Here is a 23186-nt window from a genome sequence, read left to right as displayed (position 1 = left end):
GCTCCCTGTGGGGAGCGCCCTTGATATTTAAAGTTCCGGCGCGTCGAAGAGCGCGTCTTCCTCGGGGTATTTGGCTTCGTATTGTGCCTTGAACTCGGCGTAACGTCCTTCAAGAATGGCCTTTCTCGCACCGCGCACCATGTCGAGGAAGTAGGTGAGGTTGTGCAGCGAGTTGAGGCGGAAGGCGAGCAGCTCCTGACTCACGTACAGGTGGCGCAGATAGGCCTTGCTGAAGGTGCGGCAGGTGTAGCAGCTGCACTTCGGATCGAGGGGACTGTCGTCTTCGGCGTACTGGAGGCGCTTGATGTTGATCTTGCCTTCCGAGGTGTAGAGCGTACCGTTGCGGGCGTTTCTGGTGGGCAGCACGCAGTCGAACATGTCCACGCCGGCTTCTATGCCGTGCAGGATGTCCAGCGGCGTGCCCACGCCCATGAGATAGCGGGGCTTGTCCTGCGGCAGCACGGGGTTGAGTACGCGCAGGTTCTTCATCATGAGATTCTTGGGTTCGCCCACGGCAAGGCCGCCGATGGCGTAGCCCTCGAAGCCTATGTTCATGAGCTGCCTTGCCGAAGCCTCGCGCAGCTCGGGGAAGGTGCAGCCCTGCACGATGCCGAACAGAAGATTGCCCGCGCTTCCCGCGGGATAGGCGTCCCGGCAGCGCTGTGCCCATTCCGTGGTGCGCTTCACGGCTTTTTCGGCTTCCTCATAGGTGGCGCCGTAGCCGAGGCACACGTCGAGCGGCATCATGATGTCGGAATTCAGGTTGCGCTGGATGGAGATGACCTTTTCCGGCGTGAACATGTGCTTCGATCCGTCGATGTGGGAACGGAACTCCACGCCGTCGGCCTTCATCTTGTTCAGCTTGCTCAGGCTGAAGGCCTGAAAGCCGCCGCTGTCCGTGAGGATGGGCTTGTTCCAGCGTATGAACTCATGCAGGCCTCCGCGCCGGGCCACGAGCTCGTCTCCCGGACGCAGATACAGGTGGTAGGTGTTGCCTAGAATGATCTGCGCACCTATGGCGTTGAGATCGTCGGGAGCGAGGGCCTTGACGCTGCCTACCGTGCCCACGGGCATGAAGATGGGGGTTTCTATGACGCCGTGCGCGGTATGAAGCAGGCCGGCGCGGGCGTTGCCGTCCTTGCCCAGAAGTTCAAAGGTGCCGGGAGCTTTGTCCATGGATGCCTCGAAAAGGGTTAAAGTGCGAGATCCCAGCACAGCAGCAGGATGAGAGGCGCGGCGCAGCCGAGCGCGATTTCCAGCGGGCGGGGAAGACCGTCATGATGCCGCAAGGCGAAGCTTACGGCAAGTCCGATGATGAAGCCGGACACAAGACCGAAAATATGGGCGGAATAGTCCACGTTTCTGCCTTCCGCACCGAGCATGGCCAGAAAGGCGAGACCTGCCGCCACGGGAAGCACGAGACGCCGGAATCCCTGAAGATGCGAGCGGACGACGATGTCGGCGCACAGAAGACCCATCATGCCGAACATGGCCGTGGAGAATCCGAGGCTGGAATATCCGGGGTCGCGGTAGAGAACGTTCATGGCATTGCCGAGCATTCCTGAGGCGAGCGTTGCGAAAAGCGTGAGGCCGAGACCGATGCGTCGGGCGAGCAGAATGAGGAAGGGCGAGCCGAAAACGACGTTGCTGAACAGATGAAGCGTGTCGGCGTGCAGCGTGAGGGCCGTGGCCGTGCGCCACCATTCGCCGTTGCGCACTTCGGTCACGTTGAGCTTGCCGCAGCGCACCCAGTACTCCGGATCGGGCAGATGTTCGAAGGGCAGGGGCCACCAGCCCATGCAGAGCCCGTACCAGAATATGAGAAACAGCATGACGAGCATGGCCCAGTGCGCGTTGCGGCGCTGGGGGACGGGGCGGAGATCCGGCTTTTTTTCCTCTGCCACGGCGGAAAGTTCGGCGCGGGCCACGTCCTCGAACATGGCGGGCACGAAGGCGCGCGTCTGGGAGCCGTGTCCCGTTATGATGTAGGGGATGTCCCGGGAGTCGAGCACGAGACGCAGAAGTTCCATCTGCCTTGTTCCCAGGGCGGGCAGTGCGCGTCCCATGTGTCCGGGGCCGCGGAAGTCCACCACGCGCCAGCCTTCCGGCACGCGCAGAGAACGACGCCACAGACCGATGTGGCTTTTCGGGCGATGGCGGAAGGCAGCGCTGATGTCGTTCATGAGAACCTGTCGTTGCGGTCGTCGACGGGATGGCGAACGGCTGCAGGGAATTATTAATCAAAAAAAGGCGGAGATGTTATCCCCGCCTTTGGAAAGATCGGCAAGCCTGATTATTCGGCGTCGTTCTTGACGACGGGCTTCACCACGGCGCCGGAACGGAGGCAGCGGGTGCACACGTTGATGGTGCGCACGGTGCCGTCGGCTTCCTGATGGCGGACAGCCTGCAGGTTGGGGTTGAAGCGACGCTTGGTCTTGATATTGGAATGGCTCACAAGGTTACCCACCTGAGCTTTCTTGCCGCAGATTTCACACTGTTTACCCATGGTATATCCTCCATAAAAAAGCCCGTGTGGGGCGGAATGCTGCTGAAATTCGATACCTTTTGTATCGTAAGGACTGCTAGCAATAGCCTGTATTTGAAAAAAAGGCAAGTGAAAAAGGGGAAGCGTTCCGGGCTGCACCGGGGTTCCGGGAAGCTGCGCCTGCTGTCGAAAATCATTAAATATGAGTTATGGCAACAGGTTGAATGATGACTGAGGCGGCATGGAAAAGGCGTGGCTCTGGAGAGCAACGATGATCCTCCCGAGCGCCATTTAAAAGTTTTCGGAAGGAGGATGGGGAGCGGGGGAAGGAGGAGGGCCCTTTTTCAAAAGGGTTTTCTTCTTCCCCCGCTTTTCCTAGTCTTCAAAAAAGATGGGAGGAACGTCGGCAAGCGTGGCGACCATGACGGCCTTGATGGTGTGCTTGCGGTTTTCGGCTTCGTCGAAGACGATGGAGCGGGGAGACTCGAAGACTTCTTCCGTCACTTCCAAGGCGTCGAGGCCGAACTTCTGGTAGATCGATTCGCCCACGGCGGTTTCGCGGTTGTGGTAGGCGGGCAGGCAGTGCATGAACTTGCAGTCGGGGTTTCCGGTGAGTTCCATGACGCGGGCGTTGACCTGGTAGGGCAGAAGCTGTTCGATGCGTTCCTTCCAGACTTCGTCGGGCTCGCCCATGGAGACCCACACGTCGGTATAGACGAAGTCGCATCCCTTCACGCCTTCGGCCACGTTGTCGGTGCGCACGATTTCGGCGCCCGACTTTTCGGCTTCGGCAAGGCACATGTTGTAGATTTCGTCGCTGGTCTGGAGCGAGGCCGGGGCCACGGAACGGAACTTCATGCCCATCTTGGCCGCGCCCATCATGAGGGAGTTGCCCATGTTGTAGCGGGCGTCGCCGAGGTAGGCGAAGGTGATTTCGTGAAGCGGCTTGTCGCAGTGCTCGGTCATGGTGAGGAAGTCCGCGAGAATCTGCGTGGGATGCGCTTCATTGGTGAGTCCGTTCCACACGGGAACGGGGGAGAACTCGGCCAGCTTTTCCACGATGTTCTGACCGTAGCCGCGGTATTCGATGCCGTCGTACATGCGGGAGAGCACGCGGGCGGTGTCGGCCATGGATTCCTTCTTGCCTATCTGCGAACCGTCGGAAAGATAGGTGGCGTGCGCGCCCTGGTCGTAAAGGGAGGTTTCAAAGGCGCAGCGCGTGCGGGTGGAGGTTTTTTCAAACACCAGAGCCACGTTCTTGCCCTTGAGGAACTGCGGCTCCTTGCCGTCCTTGCGCAGCTTCTTAAGGCGGGCGGCGAGACGGAGAAGGTAGGCGAGCTCTTCCCTGCTGAAGTCGGCGATTTTCAGAAAGTCACGATTCTTGAGGTTGATCATGGGAGACTCCTTGAATGATGGCATCAGAAGTGCAGCATCATGCCGACTTCGTCGCATTTATAAAATTTCGGACACTTGCTGCACTCGGCCCACACCACGGGGGAGAGCGTGTCGCGATCCACGGCAGAAAAGCCGAGGGATGAGAAGAATCCCGGGGCCAGCGTGAAGGTGAACACATGGGCGGCGCCGAGATTGCGGGCGTCTTCAATGAGATCCTGCACGAGCAGACGGCCTATGCCTTTATGCTGAAGCTGGGGATGCACGGCCACGGAACGCACTTCGGCGAGGTCTTCCCACAGAACGTGCAGGCCGCCGCACGCAAGCACGATTTCCCTGCCGTCCATCGTGGCGGTGATGACCCTGTAGTCCTGGATGTTCTGATAGAGATACAGCGGGCCCCGGGCCAGCATGATGCGGGCGGAGGCGAACTCGTTGATGAGATTGGACATGCCGTCCACGTCCTGTATTCTGGCCTTGCGGCTCGCAATGTTTTCCGGAAGCGACAGACCGCTGATGTCGGGCAGCATGGACTGTTCGCCGGAAACGGCCGCCTGCGGAGCGGAAGCGAAACGATGCATGGGGATCCCCCTCTGAAAATAAGATGAGTCAGAAAAAATAGCGCCGTTTACCCGCGTTTGGCAAGGGTTTGAGCGCTCCCGGGCCGTTTTTCCCGGCATGGGCGCATTCAGAAAGCATTTGCGCGCCATGAGGGATTCTGCTATGCTGACTCCCGCTCTTGTGATTTTTTAAACACGGTGGCAGAATGCTCCCGACGCCGGACGGAGGAGGCTGATCCGTCCGCATGCTTTTGCGTCATGTTGCGAGACATTCACCGAAAGTCCCGATCATCCGGGCAAAGGAAAGGAATTATGAAAAAGGTAAGAGTTGCTATCAACGGCTTCGGCCGTATCGGTCGTCAGGTCTTCCGCGCCATGTACGGCAAGTATGCCGACAGCGCCGAAATCGTCGCCATCAATGACCTGATGGACGCCAATACCAATTTCCATCTGCTCCAGCACGACACCTCCTACGGCCCCTCCGCCTTCACCTGCGAAGTGGCTTCCGAAAAGACCTCCGTGGGCGGCGTCGACTGCACCATGGTGAAGGTCGGCGACTGGAACGTGGCCTGCCTTGCCGAGCGCGACCCCAACAACCTGCCCTGGAAGGCCCTGGAAGTGGACGTGGTGGTGGAATCCACCGGCATCTTCCGCAGCGCTCCTCAGGCCGCCGTTCATCTGGAACGCGGCGCCAAGAAGGTCATCATTTCCGCTCCCGCCAAGCAGCCTGACCTCACCGTGGTCATGGGCGTGAACCAGGACATGTACGATCCCGCCAAGCACAACATTCTGTCCAACGCCTCCTGCACCACCAACTGCCTCGCTCCCGTGGCCAAGGTCATGCATCAGGAATTCGGCCTCAAGCTCGGCAACATGGTCACCGTGCACTCCTACACCAACGACCAGCGCATCCTCGACCTGCCCCACAAGGACCTGCGTCGCGCCCGCGCTGCCGCTCTGAACATCATTCCCACCAGCACCGGCGCAGCCAAGGCCGTGGCCGAAGTCATTCCTTCCCTCAAGGGTCGCTTCTCCGGCTATGCCCTGCGCGTGCCCACTCCCACCGTGTCCATCGTGGACTTCTCCGCCATTCTTGAAAAGTCCACCGACACCGAAACCCTGGTGAACGCCTTCCGCGCCGCTTCCGAGACCTACCTCAAGGGCATTCTCGGCGTGAACGACCTTCCCCTCGTGTCCATGGACTTCAAGGGTGATTCCCGTTCCTCCATCGTGGAATCCGAATACTGCACCGTGCAGGACGGCACCCTCGCCAAGGTGGTGAGCTGGTACGACAACGAATGGGCGTACTCCGTCCGCGTGACCGACCTCATCCACTACATGCAGAGCAAGGGTCTCTAAGACCGGCTCCGCGGCAGCGGAATATCGGATTCGCGTCGTGAGGCGCAACCGGCAAACAGACAGGCCGCCGCTCCCGAAAAGGGGCGGCGGCCTTTTGCGAACTCTTGCTTAGACGGAACGCTCGGGGCATACTGCCGCCATGAAATTTTTTCCCAGTCAGTTTTCTCTGTTGAGCCAGGGGAAGGGCGCGCGAAGGAACTTCGGCTACTTCTTTCGCGTCATCTTCATCCTTACCGTGTTCGTGGCCGTGTTCAGCGTCATGTTCCACTACATCATGGAATATGAGGGACGTGACTACTCCTGGATAACCGGCCTGTACTGGACGCTCACCGTCATGTCCACGCTGGGATTCGGCGACATCACCTTCAATTCCGATCTGGGACGGGCGTTTTCCATCGTGGTGCTGCTCACGGGCATCGTGGGACTGCTCATTGTTCTGCCTTCATCGTTCATCCAGTTCGTCTACACGCCGTGGCTCGAGGCGCAGAAGAAGAAGGAAGTGCAGCACAGTCTTCCCGCATCGGCGCGCAATCACGTCATCATCGTGGGCGTGAGCCCCGTGGCGCGCAACCTTGCGCAGGTGCTTTCCCGCTACGGATTCCACAGCGTGCTTTTGTGCGCCACCACCCAGCAGGCGCTGGATCTCATGGATCTGGGGCTGCACGCCGTGGTCGGCGACTATGACGACGTTGAGGTCTACCGGGGACTTCATGCCCAGAATGCGAGACTTGTGGTGGCTCTCGACACCGACGTGCGCAACATCAACGTGGCCTTCACCCTGCGTGAACTCGACAAGAACGTGCCCATGGTGTCCCGTGCCGAAAAGGATGAGTCCATCGACATTCTCAAGCTCGCCGGCTGCTCCTCGGTGTTCCAGTTCCGCAAGTCTCTGGGCCGCTCCCTCACCCGCCGCGTCATCACCGACAAGCTCAGCGTGAGTCCCCTCGTGACCTTCGGCCCTCTTGTCATCGCCGAGGCGCCGGTGAAGCAGACCTCCCTTTCCGGCATGACGCTCAAGGAAAGCAATCTGCGCGGCAGAACGGGCGTCAACGTCGTGGGGCTCTGGGATCACGGCGTGTTCGAGCATCCCGGCCCGGACACCGTGCTTGCGGAGCACAAGGTGCTGGTCATGGCGGGTTCGAAGGAACAGATGGCCGCATTCTCCCGTGAGCTTGCGCGGGAAAAGACGGAGGAGACGAAGCCTGCGGGACGCGCTCCCGTGCTGGTCATCGGCGGCGGACGCGTGGGCACCGCCGCGGCCATGGAGCTGAAAGCCCGAGGCCTCGACGTGGTGGTGGTGGACCGTTCGAACATCGCCTCGCGCATACCGGGCATACGCGTGCAGGTGGGGGACGCTTCCGATCCGTTCACGCTGGAGCAGGCCGGCATCAAGACTTCGCCCTCCATTCTCATCACCACGCACGACGACGACACCAACATCTACCTGACCATCTACTGCCGCAGACTGCGCCCCGACGTGCAGATCATCACGCGCACCAATCTCGACCGCAACGTGCACGTCCTGCACATGGCGGGCGCGGATCTCGTGCTTTCGCTGGCGTCCATGGTGTCCAGCCAGATCATCAATCTTCTGGAGCCGGGCAGGGTGTTCATGCTCAATGAGGGTCTCAACATCTTCCGGGCCGTGGCCGGCGAGGGGCTGGCGGGAAAGAATCTCGTGAACAGCGGCATACGCAGGAATCTGCGCTGCAACGTGGTGGCCGTGAAGACGGCACGGGGAGAAATGCTGGTGAACCCCGATCCCTTGCGGGAATTTCAGGCCGCGGACGAACTTTTTCTCATCGGCGACGCGGCTTCGGAAACGGCCTATTACGAGGCCTACTGGCCGGACAGAGGCCATCTGGAGCGGGAATGCGATCCCACATGCGGCGATGAGTCGCGCCATGAGCCGGGACAGGGCTGGTTTGCCTGATGCGCGCCGGACCGGAAATTTTTTTTCGGAAAGGAATGTCGTCCGGCTGCGAAGGGGCGGCCTTCGCGCGGAGCCTTCCATGCACGGCGGATTTAACCGCGCATGATGCTTAATAAAATGACTTTTTTCTCCGCAGCGCTCCCGGGGCGGAGAAAAACGAAAATTTTTTAAAAAAAACTTGACTGCCGGGGCCTTGAAAGCTACAAATAGACCTCGCCCATGTTATGGGCATTTCCCTGGACGGCAGGGAAGGGCAGATGGAATCTGTCCTGCTGTACTCTGAGCATTCGATCAGGGTTTTGACATTTGCAGGCGTCGCACATGCCTAAGATGTCAGACCGCAACAATCCGGGACTTCGCGGATTGCAAGGTTTTCCGGTGGATGGGCAATCCATGCGCCGGGTGTGTGTTGGCTCCTGCGGGACCACCTGTTTGACGGAAAGCAACTTTCCGGACAGGCCAGGTTGGCGACCAGGATCGGCTAGTATGGACTTTTGCAGGGCTCGAACGGTTGCCATTGGTTCCGTTCTTCTCTTTATCCCCCGCATACATATCCATGAGCCGAACGACTTTGATGCTTTTTCAAAGGCGTTTTTGGTCGTTGCCTGACTTTAGGTGTAGGAACGAAGGGCGCTTCTTCACGCAAGGTGAGCGTAAGAGTGCCTCATGAAATGACCGGCTCCTTGCCCGGTCAGCCGCCCTTTCGGCGGTGGATTCTCCGGCTGAAATACTCCGACAGGGATCAGCCGGAGCGGGTTTGCCAGAAAATGGAGATTCGCAATGACGACAGTTGGCAGTGATCGTATCCGTATCAAGCTTAAGGCTTACGATTACCGCATCCTGGACAAGGCTGTGGCGGAAATCGTGGACACTGCGCGCAATACCGGCGCTGGTGTGGCTGGGCCTATTCCTCTGCCCACCAACATTCACAAGTACACGATTCAGCGCTCGGTCCATGTGGACAAGAAGTCCCGTGAGCAGTTCGAGATGAGGGTCCACAAGCGCCTTATGGACATCCTCGACCCCACGCAGCAGACCGTGGACGCTCTGGGCAAGCTTTCCTTGCCCGCCGGCGTGGATGTGGAAATTAAGCTCTAGAGAGGGGCGTCATGTCTGAAAAAATGGGTATTATTGGACGAAAGCTGGGCATGACCCGTATTTTCGCCGATGACGGCAGCGCTGTTGCCGTTACCGTGGTCAAGGCAGGTCCCTGCCCCGTGACCCAGGTAAAGACGGTGGAAAACGACGGCTACAACGCTCTTCAGATCGCCTTTGAAGAAGTGGCTGAAAAGAAGGTGACCAAGGCTATGCGCGGTCACTTTGCCAAGGCCGGCGTGGCTCCCTGCCGCGAAGTTCGCGAGATCCGTCTCGCCGAACCGGCCGCCGTTGAAGTCGGCCAGGTCCTCACCGCCGAAGTGTTCGCCGCCGGCGACACCGTGAAGGTGACGGGTACCAGCATTGGTAAAGGTTATCAGGGCGTTATGCGCCGTTGGAACTTCCATGGCATGGACGATGGCCATGGCGACGAAAAGGTGCATCGTTCCGGTGGTTCCATCGGTAACAACACCTTCCCCGGACATGTGTTCAAGGGTAAGAAGATGGCCGGTCAGTGGGGCGCCGAGCGCGTTACCACGCAGGGCCTGAAGATCGTGGAAGTTCGCCCCGAGGATAACGTCATCCTTATCAAGGGTGCCGTGCCCGGACCGAAGAACGGTCTGGTGCTGGTGCGCAAGCAGTAGTGCGCAACACAGGAGATGAAGCAATGGCTGTTATGAAAGTATACGATCAGAACAATCAGGAAGCCGGGGAAGTCACCCTCGCTCCCGAAGTGTTCGAAGTCGAAGTGAGGCCGGAGATTCTGAACCTTGTGGTTCGTGCCTATCGCGCCGCCCAGCGTGCCGGTACTCACGCCGCCAAGACCCGTGCCTTCGTGTCCGGCGGTGGCAAGAAGCCCTTCAAGCAGAAGGGCACTGGCAATGCGCGTCAGGGTTCCAACCGTTCGCCCATCATGCGTGGTGGCGCGATCATCTTCGGACCCCAGCCGCGTGACTACAGCTTCAAGGTCAACAAGAAGGTGCGCGCTCTGGCTCTGCGCATGGCTCTTTCCTCCCGCGTGGCCGACGGCCTCAAGGTGGTCAAGGGCATTGAACTTGCCGAAGCCAAGACGAAGCTCTTCGCCGGCGTTGCCAAGAACCTTGGTCTGACCAAGGCTCTCGTGGTGGCCGCTCCCGAAGAAAACGGCGTGAATCCCACGCTCGCTCTCGCCGCCCGCAACCTCCCTGGTATCACCCTCGTCACCCCCGATGCCGTGACTGTGTACGATGTGCTCAATTGCAAGCAGCTCGTGGTGCTGGAAGGTGCTCTGCCCCATCTGGAAGAGAGACTGAAGTAGTCGCTCGCCTTGAAAGGAATGGACATGGATTACACGAAAATTCTTCTTCGGCCCGTGGTGACCGAAAAGGCCACCGCCCTTCGTGAAGAAGGCGTGTATGCCTTCTTCGTCGATACCAAGGCCAACAAGATCGAGATCGGTAAGGCAGTGGAAGAAGCCTTCAAGGTCAAGGTCACGAATGTCAATGTCATTACGGTCAAGCCGCGCCGTCGCGTGCGCCAGGGCCGCGTGAAGGGCCGCATCCCGGGCTATCGCAAGGCCTATGTGACCCTCGCCGCTGACAACAAAATCGATTTCTTCGAGGGAGTCTAGTCAATGGCTGTTCTGAAGATGAAACCGACCTCGGCTGGACGTCGTTTCCAGACTGTGTCCGACTTCGCTGAGATCACCAGATCCACGCCGGAAAAGTCTCTCACCGAAGGTCTTACCAAGAAGAGCGGCCGCAACAACAACGGCCGCGTTACCAGCCGTCGCCGTGGCGGCGGTCATAAGCGCCTGTATCGCATCATCGACTTCAAGCGCGACAAGATGGGCATCGCCGCCCGCGTCGCTGAAATCGAATACGATCCCAACCGTACCGCCCGCATCGCTCTTCTGACCTATGCCGACGGTGAAAAGCGCTACATTCTCGCTCCCGTGGGCATTCAGCAGGGCGACGTGATTGAAGCCGGCGACAAGGCCGACATCAAGCCCGGCAACGCTCTTGCCCTGAACCGCATCCCCGTGGGCACCAACGTGCACAACATCGAGATGCATCCCGGCCGCGGCGGCCAGATGTGCCGTGCCGCCGGCACCTATGCCCAGCTCGTGGGCAAGGACGGCAAGTATGTCATCCTCCGCCTGCCTTCCGGTGAAGTTCGCAAGGTGCTCGCCACCTGCATCGCCACCGTCGGTCAGGTCGGCAACGTGCAGCATGAAAACATCAGCCTTGGCAAGGCCGGCCGCAACCGCTGGTTGAGCCGTCGTCCCAAGGTCCGCGGCGTCGCGATGAACCCTGTCGACCATCCTCTGGGTGGTGGTGAAGGTCGCAGCTCCGGTGGTCGTCATCCTGTGACTCCCTGGGGCATTCCTACCAAGGGCTACAAGACCCGCGCAAAGAAGAAGCCTTCCGGCCGTCTCATCATCAAGAGCCGCGGTCAGAAGTAAGAGGAGCCGGACATGCCCAGATCTCTTAAAAAAGGTCCCTTTGTGGACGGCAGCCTCATGAAGAAGGTAGACGCGGCCGTTGCCAGCAACGACCACAAGGTCATCAAGACCTGGTCCCGCCGTTCCATGATTCTGCCTGAAATGGTTGGTTTGACGTTCGCCGTGCACAACGGCAAGAAGTTCATCCCGGTCTTCGTGACGGAAAACATGGTCGGTCACAAGATGGGCGAATTCGCGCCCACTCGTACGTTCCACGGCCACGCTGCGGACAAGAAGACGAAAGCGGTCAAAAAATAGCGAGTAACGTTCATGGAATCGAAAGCAATCTGCAAGTTTCAGCGCGTTTCTCCCCGCAAGACCCGTCTGGTTGCCCAGAACATCAAGGGTCTTCCTGTGGAAGATGCCCTGAACCAGCTCAAGTTCACGCCCAACAAGCCTGCCGGTGTTCTTTACGGAGTGGTTCGTTCGGCGCTGGCCAACGCCTCCCAGTTCCCTGGCATTGATGTGGACTCCATGTACGTCAAGGACGTGGTGGTCAACGAAGGCCCCACCTGGAAGCGCTTCATGCCTCGTTCTCAGGGTCGTGCTATGCACATTCGCAAGCGTACCAGCCACATTACCGTAATTCTCGCGGAAGGACAGGAATAGGCTATGGGTCAGAAAGTACATCCTTACGGCTTCCGTTTGGGATATAATAAGAATTGGCAGTCTCGCTGGTTCAGCAAGAAGGAATACGCTTCCTTCGTGTTTGAAGACCACAACATCCGCAAGTACGTGAAGAAGCTTCTCTACAGCGCCGGTGTTGCCAGAATCGAGATCGAACGTTTCGGCGGACGCATCCGCCTCATCCTTTCCACCGCCCGTCCCGGCATCGTCATCGGCCGCAAGGGCGCGGAAATTGAAAAGCTTCGCGCTGACCTCAAGAAGAAGTTCGGCCGTGACTTCACCCTCGAAGTGAACGAAATCCGCCGTCCTGAAATCGAAGCTCAGCTCGTTGCCGAAAACATCGCCATGCAGCTGGAACGCCGCGTCGCCTTCCGCCGTGCCATGAAGCGCACCGTGCAGATGGCCCGCAAGTTCGGCGCCGAAGGCATCAAGATTTCCTGCGCCGGCCGTCTCGCCGGTGCCGAAATCGCCCGCTCCGAATGGTATCGTGACGGCCGCGTGCCGCTTCAGACCCTGCGTGCCGACATCGACTTCGGTTTTGCCGAAGCCCACACCACCTATGGCCTCATCGGCATCAAGGCGTGGGTTTACAAGGGTGAAATCCTTGATAAAGAGGTTGAACAATAATGCTTGCTCCCAAGAGAATTAAATTCCGCAAGTGGCAGAAAGGCCGCCTGCGTGGCCCGGCCAACCGTGGCGCTACCATCGCGTTTGGTGAAATTGGCCTGAAGGCTGTCGAACATGGCAAGCTTTCCAGTCAGCAGATTGAAGCCGCCCGTATCGCCATGATGCGCCACATCCGCCGCGGCGGCAAAGTCTGGATCAGGGTGTTCCCCGATCATCCCGTGACCGCCAAGCCTCTGGCCACTCGTCAGGGTAGCGGTAAGGGTGCCCCTGTGGGCTGGTGCGCACCGGTCAAGCCCGGCCGCGTGCTGTATGAAATCAAGGGTGTCGACCTTGAACTCGCCAAGCGCGCCCTCACGCTGGCCAGCCACAAGCTGCCTGTGAAGACTGTGATCGTGGTGAGAGAGGGGGCCTTCGAATGAAAATGAAGGAAGTTCGCGAAATGAGCGTCGAGCAGCTCCAGGCGAAGCTGACTGAACTGCGTCAGGAACTTTTCAACCTGCGCTTCCAGCATGCCACTGCTCAGTTGGAAAAGACGGCGTCCATTCCGGCCACCAAGAAAGATATTGCCCGTGTGCTGACGGCTCTGGCCGCGGCCGCGAAGAACTAGGAGCGGATATGAACAGCGCAATCGAACAGCGCAACGGCAGAACGCTCGTCGGAACTGTGATCAGCGACAAGTGCGACAAGACCATTGTCGTCCTCGTTGAAACTCTGGTTCAGCATCCGCTTCTCAAGAAGTACATTCGTCGGCGCAAGAAGTTCACCGCCCACGATCCTATGAATGAGTGCGGCATCGGCGACAAGGTCAAGATTGTGGAATACCGGCCCATGAGCCGGAACAAGCGCTGGCACCTGGTGTCCGTGCTTGAAAAGGCCGTCTAGTCCCATTCGGGCTGACTAAAAGGAAACACTATGATCCAGGTAGAATCCAGACTCCAGGTGGCCGACAACTCCGGCGCCAAGGAAGTGGCCTGCATCAAGGTGCTGGGCGGCTCTCACCGTCGCTATGCCACGGTGGGCGATATCATCATGGTGTCCGTGAAGGACGCCATCCCCCACGCCAAGGTGAAGAAGGGCGATGTCATGGAAGCCGTGGTCGTGCGTACCGCCAAGGAAGTGCGCCGCGCCGACGGTTCCTACATCAAGTTCGATACGAACGCCGCCGTGCTTCTGACCAAGCAGGGTGAACCTGTGGGTACCCGTATCTTCGGACCCGTTGCCCGCGAACTTCGCGCCCGCAACTTCATGAAGATCGTGTCCCTTGCCCCTGAAGTGCTGTAGGAGCCAAGGCTATGAAACAGTTTCGTATTCATAAAGACGACAAGGTGATGGTGATCGCCGGCAAGGACGAAGGCAAGATCGGCAAGGTTCTGAAGGTCCTGCGCAAGTCCGACCGCATTCTGGTTGAGAAGGTGAACGTTGTGAAGCGCAACGTGCGCCCCAACCCCTACAAGCGCGAAGCCGGCGGCATCGTTGAAAAGGAAATGCCTATCCACGTCTCCAACCTGATGGTGGTTTGCCCGCACTGTGCAAAGCCCACCCGCGTTGGTTATCGGGTGACCGAAGACGGGAAGAAAGTCCGTTTCTGCAAGAAGTGCAACGAAACCCTCTAGAAGGTGAACGACGATGACCCGTCTGGAAACGATATACCGTGAGAAGGTGGTCCCGGCATTGCAGAAGGAGTTTGCTTACAAGTCTCCTATGCAGATCCCTGGGATCGAGAAGATCTCCCTGAATATCGGTCTTGGTTCTGCCAACCAGAACCAGAAGCTGATCGACGACTGCGTGGCCGACCTGACCGCCATTGCCGGCCAGAAGGCCGTAGTCACCCGCGCCAAGAAGTCCATTGCCGCGTTCAAGCTGCGTGAAGGCATGCCCATCGGCGTGCGCGTCACCCTGCGCAAGGACGCCATGTGGGACTTCCTTGACAAACTCATGAACTTCGCCATGCCCCGCGTCCGCGACTTCCGCGGCATCCCGGATCGTGGCTTCGATGGTCGTGGCAACTTCACCCTCGGTATCAAGGAACACACCATTTTCCCCGAAATGGAATCCGACCGTGTGGAAAACCCCGTGGGTATGAACATCACCATCGTGACCTCCGCAACCACGGACAAGGAAAGCAAGCTGATGCTCGAGCAGCTCGGCATGCCTTTCCGCAAGTAAGGAGTGAGCAATGGCTCGTACTGCTCTTAAAGTAAAAGCCGCCCGCAAGCCCAAGTTTGCTGTTCGCGCTTACAATCGCTGCCCTGTGTGCGGTCGTCCCCATGCTTTCATGCGTCAGTTCGGCCTGTGCCGTATCTGCTTCCGCAAAAAGGCGCTGAACGGCGAACTGCCCGGCGTCCGCAAATCCAGCTGGTAGTCCCAGCTAACTTTCAGGAGTTATACCATGTTGACCGATCCCATTGCCGATATGCTCACGCGTATCCGCAACGCACACCTGGCCCTTCACAAGGAAGTAAGTGTGCCGCGCTCGAAGATGAAGGAAGCCATGGCGTCCATCCTCAAGCAGGAAGGCTATGTGGAAGATGTTACCGTCGATGACCGTAACATCACCATTGCGCTGAAGTATGTGAAGGGGCGTCCGGCCATTACGGGCCTCAAGCGCATCAGCAAGCCTGGTCGCCGTGTCTATGTGGGCGCTCATCAGATTCCCCGCGTTCAGAATGGTCTTGGCATCTGCATCCTGTCCACTTCCCGTGGCGTTCTGGACGGCATGACCGCCCATGCGGACAAGACTGGCGGCGAACTTCTTTGCGAAGTCTGGTGATCGCGGCGTAACTGCCGTTGACCTTCAGCCAAGGTAGAATACATATGTCGAGAATAGGTAAACAGCCCATCGAGCTTCCCAAGGGCGTGGAAGTTAAGTTGGGTGAAGATATGGTCGAAGTGAAAGGCCCCAAGGGGACCCTGCAGACTCCGATTTGCAGCCTGCTGAACTACGAACTCGCCGATGGTCATCTCACCATCACCCGCAAGGACGACACCCGCGAGAGCAACGCTCAGCACGGCCTGCGCCGTACCCTCATCGCCAACTGCGTGGAAGGTGTGAGCAAGGGGTTCTCCAAGACTCTCGAAGTCATCGGTGTGGGTTTCAAGGTGGCCGTGAAGGGCAACATCATTGACCTTTCCGTCGGTTACTCCCATCCCGTGCTGCTTGAGCTTCCCAAGGGTCTGGAAGCCAAGGCGGAAGGCACCAAGCTCACCATTTCCGGTATCGATAAGGAACTGGTGGGTGAATTTGCCGCCCGCGTCCGCCGTGTGCGCGAGCCCGAACCCTACAAGGGCAAGGGCATCAAGTATGAAAACGAAATCATCCGTCGCAAGGCCGGCAAGTCCGGCGGCAAGGGCAAATAGGGGTAACGGACATGATTCTTTCCAAGAATGAAAGCCGGAAGCGCCGCAAGGTGCATATCCGGAAGAAGATTTCCGGCACGGTCGAAAGACCTCGTCTGGTTGTGTACCGTTCCAACCTGCATATCTACGCCCAGGTTGTGGATGATGCCTCCGGCAACACGCTGGTAGCCACCTCCACTCTCGCTCTCTCCAAGGGCGGTGAGAAGGCTTCCTGCAACAAGGCCGGTGCAGAACGCGTGGGCAAGGAAATTGCCCGCCTGGCCCTGGAGAAGGACATCCATAAGGTTGTCTTCGATCGTAACGGCTATCTGTATCATGGTCGCGTGAAGGCTGTTGCCGAAGGCGCCCGTGAAGGCGGCCTCGAATTCTAGTGGTCCAATCGGACAACAAGAGCAGGATAAATATGGAACAGCAGCAGCAAACGCAGCAGGATTCCGGCTACATTGAAAAGATCGTTAGTCTGAACCGTGTTGCCAAGGTCGTGAAGGGTGGCCGTCGTTTCAGCTTCAGCGCCCTCATCGTCGTTGGCGACGGCAAGGGCAATGTGGGCTACGGCCTCGGCAAGGCTCAGGAAGTTCCTGAAGCTCTGCGCAAGGCTACCGAACGTGCCCGCAAGTCCATGGTTCGGATTCCCCTGGTGGAAGGCACTCTGCCTTATGAAGTGCTCGGTCGCTTCGGCGCCGGCCGCGTCCTCCTGAAGCCCGCCTCCCGTGGTACCGGCATTATCGCCGGCGGCGCCGTCCGCGCCGTCATGGAAGCCGCCGGCGTCACCGACGTGCTCGCCAAGGCTATCGGCACCAACAACCCGCACAACGTCCTTCGCGCCGCCGTGGCCGGCCTGAGCTCTCTGCGCAGCGCCGAAGAAGTGTCCGAAGTGCGCGGTAAGAAACTGGAAGCCCCCCGCAAGTAGGGTCATAAGGTAGATTACCATGTCTGAAATCAAGGTGAAGCTCATCAAAAGCCGCATCGGCACGACCCCTGCCCAGAAGAAGGTTCTGGACGCCATGGGCCTGCGCCGTCGTGAGATGGAAAAAACCCTTAAGGATAACGCCGCCACCCGCGGCATGATCGCCAGCGTGTCCCACCTGGTTGAGGTCATTGCATAATGAGACTTAACGATCTGTATCCTTTCCCTGAAGAACGCAAGGGCCGCAAGCGTGTCGGCCGCGGCGCCGGTTCCGGCCTCGGCGGCACTTCCGGCAAGGGCCACAAGGGCCAGAACGCCCGTTCCGGCGGCGGTGTCCGTCCCGGTTTCGAAGGCGGTCAGATGCCCCTGCAGCGCCGTCTGCCCAAGCGTGGCTTCAAGAACTATCTGTTCAAGGTGACCTACGAAGTCATTAACCTCGACCGTCTTCTCGCGGCTTTCCCCGACCAGAAGGAAATCACCCTGGAAGACATCTACAGCCGTGGGCTGGTCAAGAGCGCTCTCGTCAAGATTCTCGGCGAAGGCGAAGTGACCCGTCCCGTCAGCATCGAAGCCTTCCGCTTCAGCCAGTCCGCCCGTGAGAAGATTCTTGCGGCCGGCGGTGAAGTGAAGGAACTTCTTGCCGACGAAGAACCCGCTACCACCGAGGAATAAGACGTGGCGAACGGCGTGGACAAAATGGCGCAAATGCCTGAGCTGCGTAAAAAGCTGGCATGGACCCTTTTCATCCTGTGTATGTACAGGGTGGGGGTCCATGTCCCTGTGCCTGGCATTGATGCCGGCGCGCTGTCTCACTTTTTCGCCAGTATGCAGGGTTCGGTTTTTGCTCTGCTCGATATGTTCTCCGGCGGCGGTCTCAGAAACGTTTCCGTGTTCGCCCTCGGCATCATGCCTTACATCTCGGCGTCCATCATCCTGCAGCTTCTGCAGGTGGTGAGCCCGGATATCAAGCGCATGGCCAAGGAGGAAGGACAGGCCGGCAGACGCAAGATTACGCAGTACACGCGATACCTCACTGTCGCGATAACCCTTATACAGGGCTTCGGCATCGCCGCTCTTCTTGAAGGCATGGTCAGCCCTGAGAACGCTCCCGTCGTCATGAATCCCGGCTGGGAATTCCGTCTGGTGACCATCGTCACGCTGACGGCAGGTACCATCCTCATCATGTGGCTCGGCGAGCAGATTACCGCCAAAGGCATAGGGAACGGCATTTCGCTCATCATCTTCTCCGGTATCGTCGTCGGCATACCGAGTGCTCTCATGCGCTCCTATCAGCTGATTAAGGCCGGTGACATGAATGTGCTCTTTGCCATCTTTATCCTTGTCATGATGCTGGCCGTCACCGTGGGCATCGTGTTCGTTGAGCGTGCTCAGCGCAGGATACCCATCCAGTACGCCAAGCGTCAGATTGGCCGGAAGATGTACGGCGGTCAGACCACCCACCTGCCTCTGCGCATCAACACCGCCGGTGTTATTCCTCCCATCTTCGCCCAGAGCCTTCTGCTCTTCCCGGCGACGGTGGCCGGTTTCTCCACCGCAGAGTGGCTGCAGAGAGTCGTGTCGTGGTTCCAGCCGACCTCCATTGTGTACAACATCATCTTCGTGGCGCTGATCTTCTTCTTCTGCTTCTTCTATACCGCCATCATCTTTGACCCCAAGGATATTGCGGAGAACCTGAAGAAGGCAGGCGGGTTCGTTCCGGGCATCCGTCCCGGCGACAAGACCCGTGAATACATCGACAACGTGCTTACTCGTCTTACCTTGTGGGGCGGCATCTATATATCCATCATCTCCGTGCTGCCCATGCTGCTGATTGCCCAGTTCAATGTGCCTTTCTACTTCGGCGGAACCAGCCTTCTGATTCTCGTCGGCGTGGCCATCGACTTCATGGGCCAGGTGGAATCCCACCTCATCTCCCAGCAGTATGAAGGCCTCATGAGCAAAGCAAGAAAGGGATAGGCATGAAAAAGTTTCGGGGCATTTTTATCAAGAATGAGCATGAGATCGAACTCATGCGCGTTGCCAACGGCATGACGGCGACCATTCTTGACGAACTGGTGGCCAACGTGCGTCCCGGCGTTCCCACCATATTTTTCGACGAGCTGGCCCGCAAGATGTGCCGCGACATGGGCGTCGTGCCCAACTTCCTCAATTACTGCGGTTATCCTTTTGCGCTGTGCTGTTCCGTCAACGAAACCATCATTCACGGTTTTCCTTCAAAGGACATCGTCTTGAAGGAAGGGGACATTGTCAGTTTTGACATGGGCGTGAATTACAAGGGTTTCAACGGGGATTCCGCCCGCACCGCGTTCTGCGGCGAGGTGTCGGACGAAGCCAGGCATCTTTCCGACGTGACGAAGCGCTGCCTCGAACTCGGAATCGCCGAGGCGCACCCCGGCAACAATCTCTATGCGATTTCGGCGGCGGTGCAGCGTCATGCCGAAATGGAAGGGCTCCATGTGATCCGTGATTTCGTCGGGCATGGCATAGGCGCCAGCCTTCACGAAAAGCCGGAAGTGCCCAACTTCGTGCCACGCGGCGGCATGATGGACGGCGTTCCGGGCGGACCTCCGCTGAAACCTGGCATGGTTTTGGCCATCGAGCCCATGTTGGCAATCGGCACCCATGAGGTGGAAATCATGTCCGATGGCTGGACGACGAAGATGAAGGATCGGAGTCTGTCCGCCCATTGGGAACACACCGTGGTCATCCGGCCCGACGGAGCAGAGATACTCAGTCTGGCCGAAAACTACCGGCCGTGATTTTCGCGTCGTGAAACACTGTCCTTGACAGGGTGATGATAACAAGATAAGAGAAACGGTTCCAGGCGATTTTTTCGCCGTAATCGTGTATCGAAAAGTAACTAACGGAGTGAGCGATGAAAGTCAGGCCGTCCGTCAAAAAAATCTGCCCTAAGTGCAAGGTTATCCGGCGCAAGGGTGTTTTGAGAGTGATCTGCGAAAACCCCCGGCATAAACAGCGCCAGGGCTAACCTTGCAGGAGTCTTAACGTGGCCAGAATTGCAGGCATTGAACTGCCCCGTGGTAAAAGAGCGGATATCGCACTTACCTATATTTATGGCATCGGCCGGGCTACTGCCCTTGAAATCCTTGCTGCTTCCGGCGTCGACTGGAACCGCAGCATCGACGATCTCAGCGCCGATGAAGTGAACGAAGTCCGTAAGGAAATCGAAACGAACCACAAGGTGGAAGGCGACCTCCGCCGTGAAGTGGCTTCGAATATCAAGCGTCTGATGGATATTGGCTGCTACCGTGGCCTGCGCCACCGCCGTGGTCTGCCCGTCCATGGTCAGCGTACTCACACGAACGCTCGTACCCGCAAGGGTCCGCGTCGTGGCAATGTGGGTAAAAAGAAGTAGGAAGCTGTATCTGATGCAGCCCATCTTCGGCTGATCGAGACACCATAGCTCCAAGGAAGTGCAAGATGGCAAGAGCCAAACGTGCAGTCAAAAAGAAGGAAAAGAAGAACATTCCGCTGGGCATCGCCCACATTGCGGCTTCTTTCAATAATACTATCGTTACCTTCACCGATACTCGCGGCAACACCGTGAGCTGGTCCTCCGCTGGACAGAGCGGTTTCAAGGGTTCCCGCAAGTCCACTCCCTTCGCGGCTCAGGTTGCGGCCGAAAACGCCGCCCGTCGCGCTCAGGACAATGGCATGCGTACTGTGGGTGTGTATGTGAAGGGTCCCGGCGCCGGCCGTGAATCCGCTCTGCGCGCTATCAACGCCGCCGGTTTCAAGGTCGCGTTCATTCGTGACGTGACTCCCATTCCCCACAACGGTTGCCGTCCTCCCAAGCGGCGCCGCGTCTAACGCCTTGAAGACAAGGAGAACTAGCCTTGGCAAAATATAATGACGCCAAATGCCGGCTTTGCCGTCGTGAAGGCACCAAGCTGTTTCTGAAGGGCGACCGTTGCTTCACTGACAAGTGCGCTCAGGACCGCCGCCCCTACGCCCCCGGCCAGCATGGCCGCGCCCGCAAGAAGCTCAGCGAATACGCTGTGCAGCTGCGTGAAAAGATGAAGGTTCGTCGTATCTACGGCGTGCTTGAAAAGCAGTTCCACGGTTATTTTGAAGACGCCGAAATGGCCAAGGGCGTGACGGGCGCCAACCTGCTCGTCATCCTCGAACGCCGTCTCGACAACGTCGTGTACCGCATGGGCTTCGCCAACTCCCGCAGCCAGGCCCGCCAGCTCGTCCGTCACGGCATCTTCACCCTCAACGGCCACAAGGTGACCATCCCGTCCCTTCAGGTCCGCGTGGGCGACGAAATCGCCGTTCCGGAAAAGAACCGCAACATTCCCGTCATCGCCGCCGCTCAGGACGTGCTCGCCCGCCGCGGCTGCCCTGCCTGGGTGGAAGTTGACGGCGCGTCCTTCAAGGGTGTGATCAAGGCACTTCCCCAGCGCGACGATATCCAGACTCCCATCGAAGAATCCCTTATCGTCGAACTTTACTCGAAATAAGCAGGAACCCCCATGCTCAGCAAACAAGCCAACAGGCTCATCAACGCCCGCAACTGGGCGGTGCTCGTCAAGCCCGAACAGATCGTCCGCGAGAACGACCCTGCCGATACCATGTACGGCAAGTTCGTCTGCGAACCTCTGGAACGCGGCTACGGTACCACCATCGGCAACGCGTTGCGCAGAGTGCTTTTGGCATCCCTTCAGGGCGCAGCGTTTGTGTCCGTCAAAATTGCGGGCGTACAGCATGAGTTTACCACCATCCCCGGCGTGCTTGAAGATGTGACGGACATCATCCTGAACATCAAGCAGGTGCGTCTCGCGATGGATACGGACGTTCCTCAGACGGTCACCCTCAACGTGAACAAGAAGGGTGAAGTGACCGCCGGCGACATTCAGGGCAACCAGCACGTCAGCGTGCTCAACCCTGAACTTCACATCGCCACGCTTACGGAAGACGTGGAGTTCAATCTTGAGTTCGAGGTCCGCATGGGCAAGGGCTACGTTCCCGCCGACATGCACGAAGGCCTCTCCGATGAAATCGGCATCATCAAGCTCGACTCCAGCTTCTCTCCCGTGCGCAAGGTCGCCTATACCATCGAGGCTGCCCGCGTGGGCCAGATGACCAACTACGACAAGTTGATCCTCGAGGTCTGGACGGACGGTTCCGTTACCCCTGAAGACGCCATTGCCTACAGCGCGAAGATCATCAAGGATCAGATTTCCGTGTTCATCAACTTCGACGAGCACATCTCTGACGAAAGCGGTCTTGGCGCCTGCGACAACGGGGAATTCAACGAAAATCTCTTCAAGAGCATCGACGATCTTGAGCTTTCCGTGCGTGCCACCAACTGCCTGCGCAGCGCCAACATCGCGCTGGTCGGCGAACTGGTGCAGCGTTCCGAAAACGAAATGCTCAAGACCAAGAACTTCGGCAAGAAGTCCTTGGACGAAATCAAGAACGTCCTTCTCGACATGGGTCTTGATTTCGGCATGAAGGTCGACTCCTTCGATAAGAAATACCAGGAATGGAAGAGGAAGCAGCACCATGAGGCATAGCAACTCTGGTAAGAAACTGAGCAGAAATCCTTCTCATCGCAAGGCTCTGCTTCGCAATATGTCCAAGGCCCTGCTTACGCACGGCCGGATTCGCACCACCGAGGTCAAGGCCAAGGAGCTGCGCGGTGTGGTCGAATCTCTCATTACTCTGGCTCGTCGCAACGACGTGGCCGCCCGTCGTCTCGCCTACCGCGAACTGGGCAGCCATCAGCTCGTGCAGAAGCTGTTTGACGAAATCGCTCCCCGCTTCGCCGGCGTCCCCGGCGGCTTCACCCGCGTGGTGAAGCTTGCGATGCCCCGTCGCGGCGACTGCGCCCCGATGGCCATCATCGAACTGACCAAGCAGGCTGCTGACGCTCCTGCCGAAGCTCAGGCGTAAGCGTTTTCTGCATAGCGCACAGAGGGAACCACTGCGGTGGTTCCCTTTTTTTGATTAAAAGCCTGTTTTCCGAAACGTCGCCCCCTTCATTGTCTCAGGGAGCCCTTTCCCTTGTGGCGGTGAGTTTTTCTTTCTTGCCCTGAGAAGGCTCTCAGAAAACAGGCGTTCGTTTTCAGGGCGAAGCCTTTTTGAGGCTCTCCGGTTTTCCACGGATTCTTCTCAGGCTCCGGGGGCCCGGAGCCTCTGCGCACGGCTTGCACAGGCGGGCAATTGCGGCTACTTATAGCGGCTGGGAGACTTTCCCGGCAGGCTTTCCCGCGTCTTTGCAGACGCGTTTTTGCCAAGAGATGCCTTCAACCTCGGTGGAGGGTTATGAATCTGAAAAAACGTGTTTTTGGGGTCGTTGCTTTTGCCGTTCTGAT

Annotated in this window: 36 protein-coding genes; 31 read left to right on the top strand and 5 right to left on the bottom strand. The window is 58.5% G+C overall.

Going from position 1 to position 23186, the window contains the following annotated elements:
* Positions 1-27 precede the first annotated feature (27 nt).
* From tgt to QZZ60_RS02345, 5 genes are all read right to left on the bottom strand, one after another.
* Positions 28-1176: a tRNA guanosine(34) transglycosylase Tgt gene (gene tgt / locus QZZ60_RS02365; protein WP_295637269.1), complete on the bottom strand. Its 1149-nt coding sequence runs from the start codon at positions 1174-1176 to the stop codon at positions 28-30.
* Positions 1177-1193: 17 nt separating this feature from the next.
* The gene (locus tag QZZ60_RS02360) at positions 1194-2183 is read right to left on the bottom strand and encodes a rhomboid family intramembrane serine protease (RefSeq protein ID WP_295637266.1); all 990 of its coding nucleotides are present in this window, start codon (positions 2181-2183) and stop codon (positions 1194-1196) included.
* A 110-nt stretch (positions 2184-2293) separates the two neighbouring features.
* The gene (gene rpmB / locus QZZ60_RS02355; protein ID WP_178581515.1) at positions 2294-2506 is read right to left on the bottom strand and encodes a 50S ribosomal protein L28; all 213 of its coding nucleotides are present in this window, start codon (positions 2504-2506) and stop codon (positions 2294-2296) included.
* 354 nt (positions 2507-2860) lie between these two features.
* The gene (gene argF, locus QZZ60_RS02350) at positions 2861-3880 is read right to left on the bottom strand and encodes an ornithine carbamoyltransferase (protein WP_295637261.1); all 1020 of its coding nucleotides are present in this window, start codon (positions 3878-3880) and stop codon (positions 2861-2863) included.
* A 23-nt stretch (positions 3881-3903) separates the two neighbouring features.
* Positions 3904-4458, bottom strand: coding sequence for an N-acetyltransferase (locus QZZ60_RS02345; protein WP_295637259.1), 555 nt, complete (start codon positions 4456-4458; stop codon positions 3904-3906).
* Positions 4459-4749: 291 nt separating this feature from the next.
* Here QZZ60_RS02345 and gap point away from each other — a divergent pair, with 291 nt between their 5' ends.
* From gap to rplQ, 31 genes are all read left to right on the top strand, one after another.
* On the top strand, positions 4750-5796 hold the full coding sequence (gene gap, locus QZZ60_RS02340) for a type I glyceraldehyde-3-phosphate dehydrogenase (protein WP_295637256.1): 1047 nt from the start codon (positions 4750-4752) through the stop codon (positions 5794-5796).
* Positions 5797-5935: 139 nt separating this feature from the next.
* Positions 5936-7729, top strand: coding sequence for a TrkA family potassium uptake protein (locus QZZ60_RS02335; RefSeq protein ID WP_295637254.1), 1794 nt, complete (start codon positions 5936-5938; stop codon positions 7727-7729).
* Positions 7730-8509: 780 nt separating this feature from the next.
* The gene (rpsJ, locus tag QZZ60_RS02330; RefSeq protein ID WP_077071459.1) at positions 8510-8827 is read left to right on the top strand and encodes a 30S ribosomal protein S10; all 318 of its coding nucleotides are present in this window, start codon (positions 8510-8512) and stop codon (positions 8825-8827) included.
* Positions 8828-8838: 11 nt separating this feature from the next.
* Positions 8839-9468, top strand: coding sequence for a 50S ribosomal protein L3 (gene rplC / locus QZZ60_RS02325; RefSeq protein ID WP_294446842.1), 630 nt, complete (start codon positions 8839-8841; stop codon positions 9466-9468).
* 23 nt (positions 9469-9491) lie between these two features.
* Complete coding sequence (rplD, locus tag QZZ60_RS02320; RefSeq protein WP_294446843.1) at positions 9492-10121, top strand: 50S ribosomal protein L4; 630 nt, start codon at positions 9492-9494, stop codon at positions 10119-10121.
* Between the two features lie 24 nt (positions 10122-10145).
* A complete protein-coding gene (rplW, locus tag QZZ60_RS02315; RefSeq protein ID WP_178579833.1) occupies positions 10146-10433 on the top strand; it encodes a 50S ribosomal protein L23 in 288 nt (95 codons plus the stop codon).
* Positions 10434-10436: 3 nt separating this feature from the next.
* Positions 10437-11267, top strand: coding sequence for a 50S ribosomal protein L2 (gene rplB / locus QZZ60_RS02310; protein ID WP_295637246.1), 831 nt, complete (start codon positions 10437-10439; stop codon positions 11265-11267).
* Positions 11268-11279: 12 nt separating this feature from the next.
* Positions 11280-11564 (top strand): 30S ribosomal protein S19, encoded by a 285-nt coding sequence (gene rpsS, locus QZZ60_RS02305; RefSeq protein WP_077071454.1) that lies wholly within the window; start codon positions 11280-11282, stop codon positions 11562-11564.
* 12 nt (positions 11565-11576) lie between these two features.
* The gene (rplV, locus tag QZZ60_RS02300; RefSeq protein ID WP_077071453.1) at positions 11577-11915 is read left to right on the top strand and encodes a 50S ribosomal protein L22; all 339 of its coding nucleotides are present in this window, start codon (positions 11577-11579) and stop codon (positions 11913-11915) included.
* A 3-nt stretch (positions 11916-11918) separates the two neighbouring features.
* Positions 11919-12560, top strand: coding sequence for a 30S ribosomal protein S3 (rpsC, locus tag QZZ60_RS02295; RefSeq protein ID WP_294446848.1), 642 nt, complete (start codon positions 11919-11921; stop codon positions 12558-12560).
* Positions 12560-12979, top strand: a complete 420-nt coding sequence (rplP, locus tag QZZ60_RS02290) for a 50S ribosomal protein L16 (protein ID WP_294446851.1) — start codon at positions 12560-12562, stop codon at positions 12977-12979. Before rpsC ends, rplP begins: the two co-directional genes overlap by 1 nt.
* The gene (gene rpmC / locus QZZ60_RS02285) at positions 12976-13167 is read left to right on the top strand and encodes a 50S ribosomal protein L29 (protein ID WP_294446854.1); all 192 of its coding nucleotides are present in this window, start codon (positions 12976-12978) and stop codon (positions 13165-13167) included. The genes rplP and rpmC overlap by 4 nt, the downstream gene beginning before the upstream one ends.
* Positions 13168-13175: 8 nt before the next feature.
* The gene (gene rpsQ / locus QZZ60_RS02280; RefSeq protein ID WP_294446855.1) at positions 13176-13442 is read left to right on the top strand and encodes a 30S ribosomal protein S17; all 267 of its coding nucleotides are present in this window, start codon (positions 13176-13178) and stop codon (positions 13440-13442) included.
* A 30-nt stretch (positions 13443-13472) separates the two neighbouring features.
* Entirely contained in the window at positions 13473-13841 is a 369-nt protein-coding gene (gene rplN / locus QZZ60_RS02275) for a 50S ribosomal protein L14 (RefSeq protein WP_077071448.1), read from the top strand.
* Positions 13842-13852: 11 nt separating this feature from the next.
* Positions 13853-14173, top strand: coding sequence for a 50S ribosomal protein L24 (gene rplX, locus QZZ60_RS02270; RefSeq protein WP_294487654.1), 321 nt, complete (start codon positions 13853-13855; stop codon positions 14171-14173).
* A gap of 13 nt (positions 14174-14186) precedes the next feature.
* Entirely contained in the window at positions 14187-14726 is a 540-nt protein-coding gene (rplE, locus tag QZZ60_RS02265; protein WP_294446857.1) for a 50S ribosomal protein L5, read from the top strand.
* A gap of 10 nt (positions 14727-14736) precedes the next feature.
* A complete protein-coding gene (locus tag QZZ60_RS02260) occupies positions 14737-14922 on the top strand; it encodes a type Z 30S ribosomal protein S14 (RefSeq protein ID WP_077071445.1) in 186 nt (61 codons plus the stop codon).
* 27 nt (positions 14923-14949) lie between these two features.
* The gene (gene rpsH, locus QZZ60_RS02255) at positions 14950-15330 is read left to right on the top strand and encodes a 30S ribosomal protein S8 (protein WP_077071444.1); all 381 of its coding nucleotides are present in this window, start codon (positions 14950-14952) and stop codon (positions 15328-15330) included.
* A gap of 44 nt (positions 15331-15374) precedes the next feature.
* Positions 15375-15917 (top strand): 50S ribosomal protein L6, encoded by a 543-nt coding sequence (gene rplF, locus QZZ60_RS02250; protein ID WP_295637237.1) that lies wholly within the window; start codon positions 15375-15377, stop codon positions 15915-15917.
* An 11-nt stretch (positions 15918-15928) separates the two neighbouring features.
* Positions 15929-16288 (top strand): 50S ribosomal protein L18, encoded by a 360-nt coding sequence (rplR, locus tag QZZ60_RS02245; RefSeq protein WP_294446865.1) that lies wholly within the window; start codon positions 15929-15931, stop codon positions 16286-16288.
* 32 nt (positions 16289-16320) lie between these two features.
* Positions 16321-16827 carry a 30S ribosomal protein S5 gene (rpsE, locus tag QZZ60_RS02240; RefSeq protein WP_295637234.1) on the top strand — a complete coding sequence of 169 codons (507 nt, stop codon included), beginning with the start codon at positions 16321-16323 and terminating at the stop codon, positions 16825-16827.
* Between the two features lie 19 nt (positions 16828-16846).
* Positions 16847-17023 carry a 50S ribosomal protein L30 gene (gene rpmD, locus QZZ60_RS02235; RefSeq protein ID WP_077071440.1) on the top strand — a complete coding sequence of 59 codons (177 nt, stop codon included), beginning with the start codon at positions 16847-16849 and terminating at the stop codon, positions 17021-17023.
* Complete coding sequence (gene rplO / locus QZZ60_RS02230) at positions 17023-17496, top strand: 50S ribosomal protein L15 (protein WP_295637231.1); 474 nt, start codon at positions 17023-17025, stop codon at positions 17494-17496. The genes rpmD and rplO overlap by 1 nt, the downstream gene beginning before the upstream one ends.
* Positions 17497-17520: 24 nt before the next feature.
* On the top strand, positions 17521-18801 hold the full coding sequence (secY, locus tag QZZ60_RS02225; protein ID WP_295637301.1) for a preprotein translocase subunit SecY: 1281 nt from the start codon (positions 17521-17523) through the stop codon (positions 18799-18801).
* 2 nt (positions 18802-18803) lie between these two features.
* Entirely contained in the window at positions 18804-19604 is an 801-nt protein-coding gene (gene map / locus QZZ60_RS02220; RefSeq protein ID WP_295637229.1) for a type I methionyl aminopeptidase, read from the top strand.
* A gap of 116 nt (positions 19605-19720) precedes the next feature.
* Positions 19721-19834, top strand: coding sequence for a 50S ribosomal protein L36 (gene rpmJ / locus QZZ60_RS02215; RefSeq protein WP_005027799.1), 114 nt, complete (start codon positions 19721-19723; stop codon positions 19832-19834).
* Positions 19835-19852: 18 nt separating this feature from the next.
* The gene (gene rpsM, locus QZZ60_RS02210; RefSeq protein ID WP_077071437.1) at positions 19853-20221 is read left to right on the top strand and encodes a 30S ribosomal protein S13; all 369 of its coding nucleotides are present in this window, start codon (positions 19853-19855) and stop codon (positions 20219-20221) included.
* Positions 20222-20286: 65 nt separating this feature from the next.
* The gene (gene rpsK / locus QZZ60_RS02205) at positions 20287-20676 is read left to right on the top strand and encodes a 30S ribosomal protein S11 (protein ID WP_294487576.1); all 390 of its coding nucleotides are present in this window, start codon (positions 20287-20289) and stop codon (positions 20674-20676) included.
* A gap of 26 nt (positions 20677-20702) precedes the next feature.
* Complete coding sequence (gene rpsD / locus QZZ60_RS02200) at positions 20703-21329, top strand: 30S ribosomal protein S4 (protein WP_294487570.1); 627 nt, start codon at positions 20703-20705, stop codon at positions 21327-21329.
* A 12-nt stretch (positions 21330-21341) separates the two neighbouring features.
* The gene (locus tag QZZ60_RS02195) at positions 21342-22385 is read left to right on the top strand and encodes a DNA-directed RNA polymerase subunit alpha (protein ID WP_295637220.1); all 1044 of its coding nucleotides are present in this window, start codon (positions 21342-21344) and stop codon (positions 22383-22385) included.
* Positions 22375-22764 carry a 50S ribosomal protein L17 gene (rplQ, locus tag QZZ60_RS02190; protein ID WP_294448100.1) on the top strand — a complete coding sequence of 130 codons (390 nt, stop codon included), beginning with the start codon at positions 22375-22377 and terminating at the stop codon, positions 22762-22764. The genes QZZ60_RS02195 and rplQ overlap by 11 nt, the downstream gene beginning before the upstream one ends.
* Positions 22765-23186: the final 422 nt, after the last annotated feature.

This window comes from uncultured Mailhella sp. (assembly GCF_905187505.1).
Taxonomy (GTDB): Bacteria; Desulfobacterota; Desulfovibrionia; order Desulfovibrionales; family Desulfovibrionaceae; genus Mailhella.
Note: the sequence above shows the minus strand (reverse complement) of the source record. Positions and strands in the feature narration are given on the sequence as shown.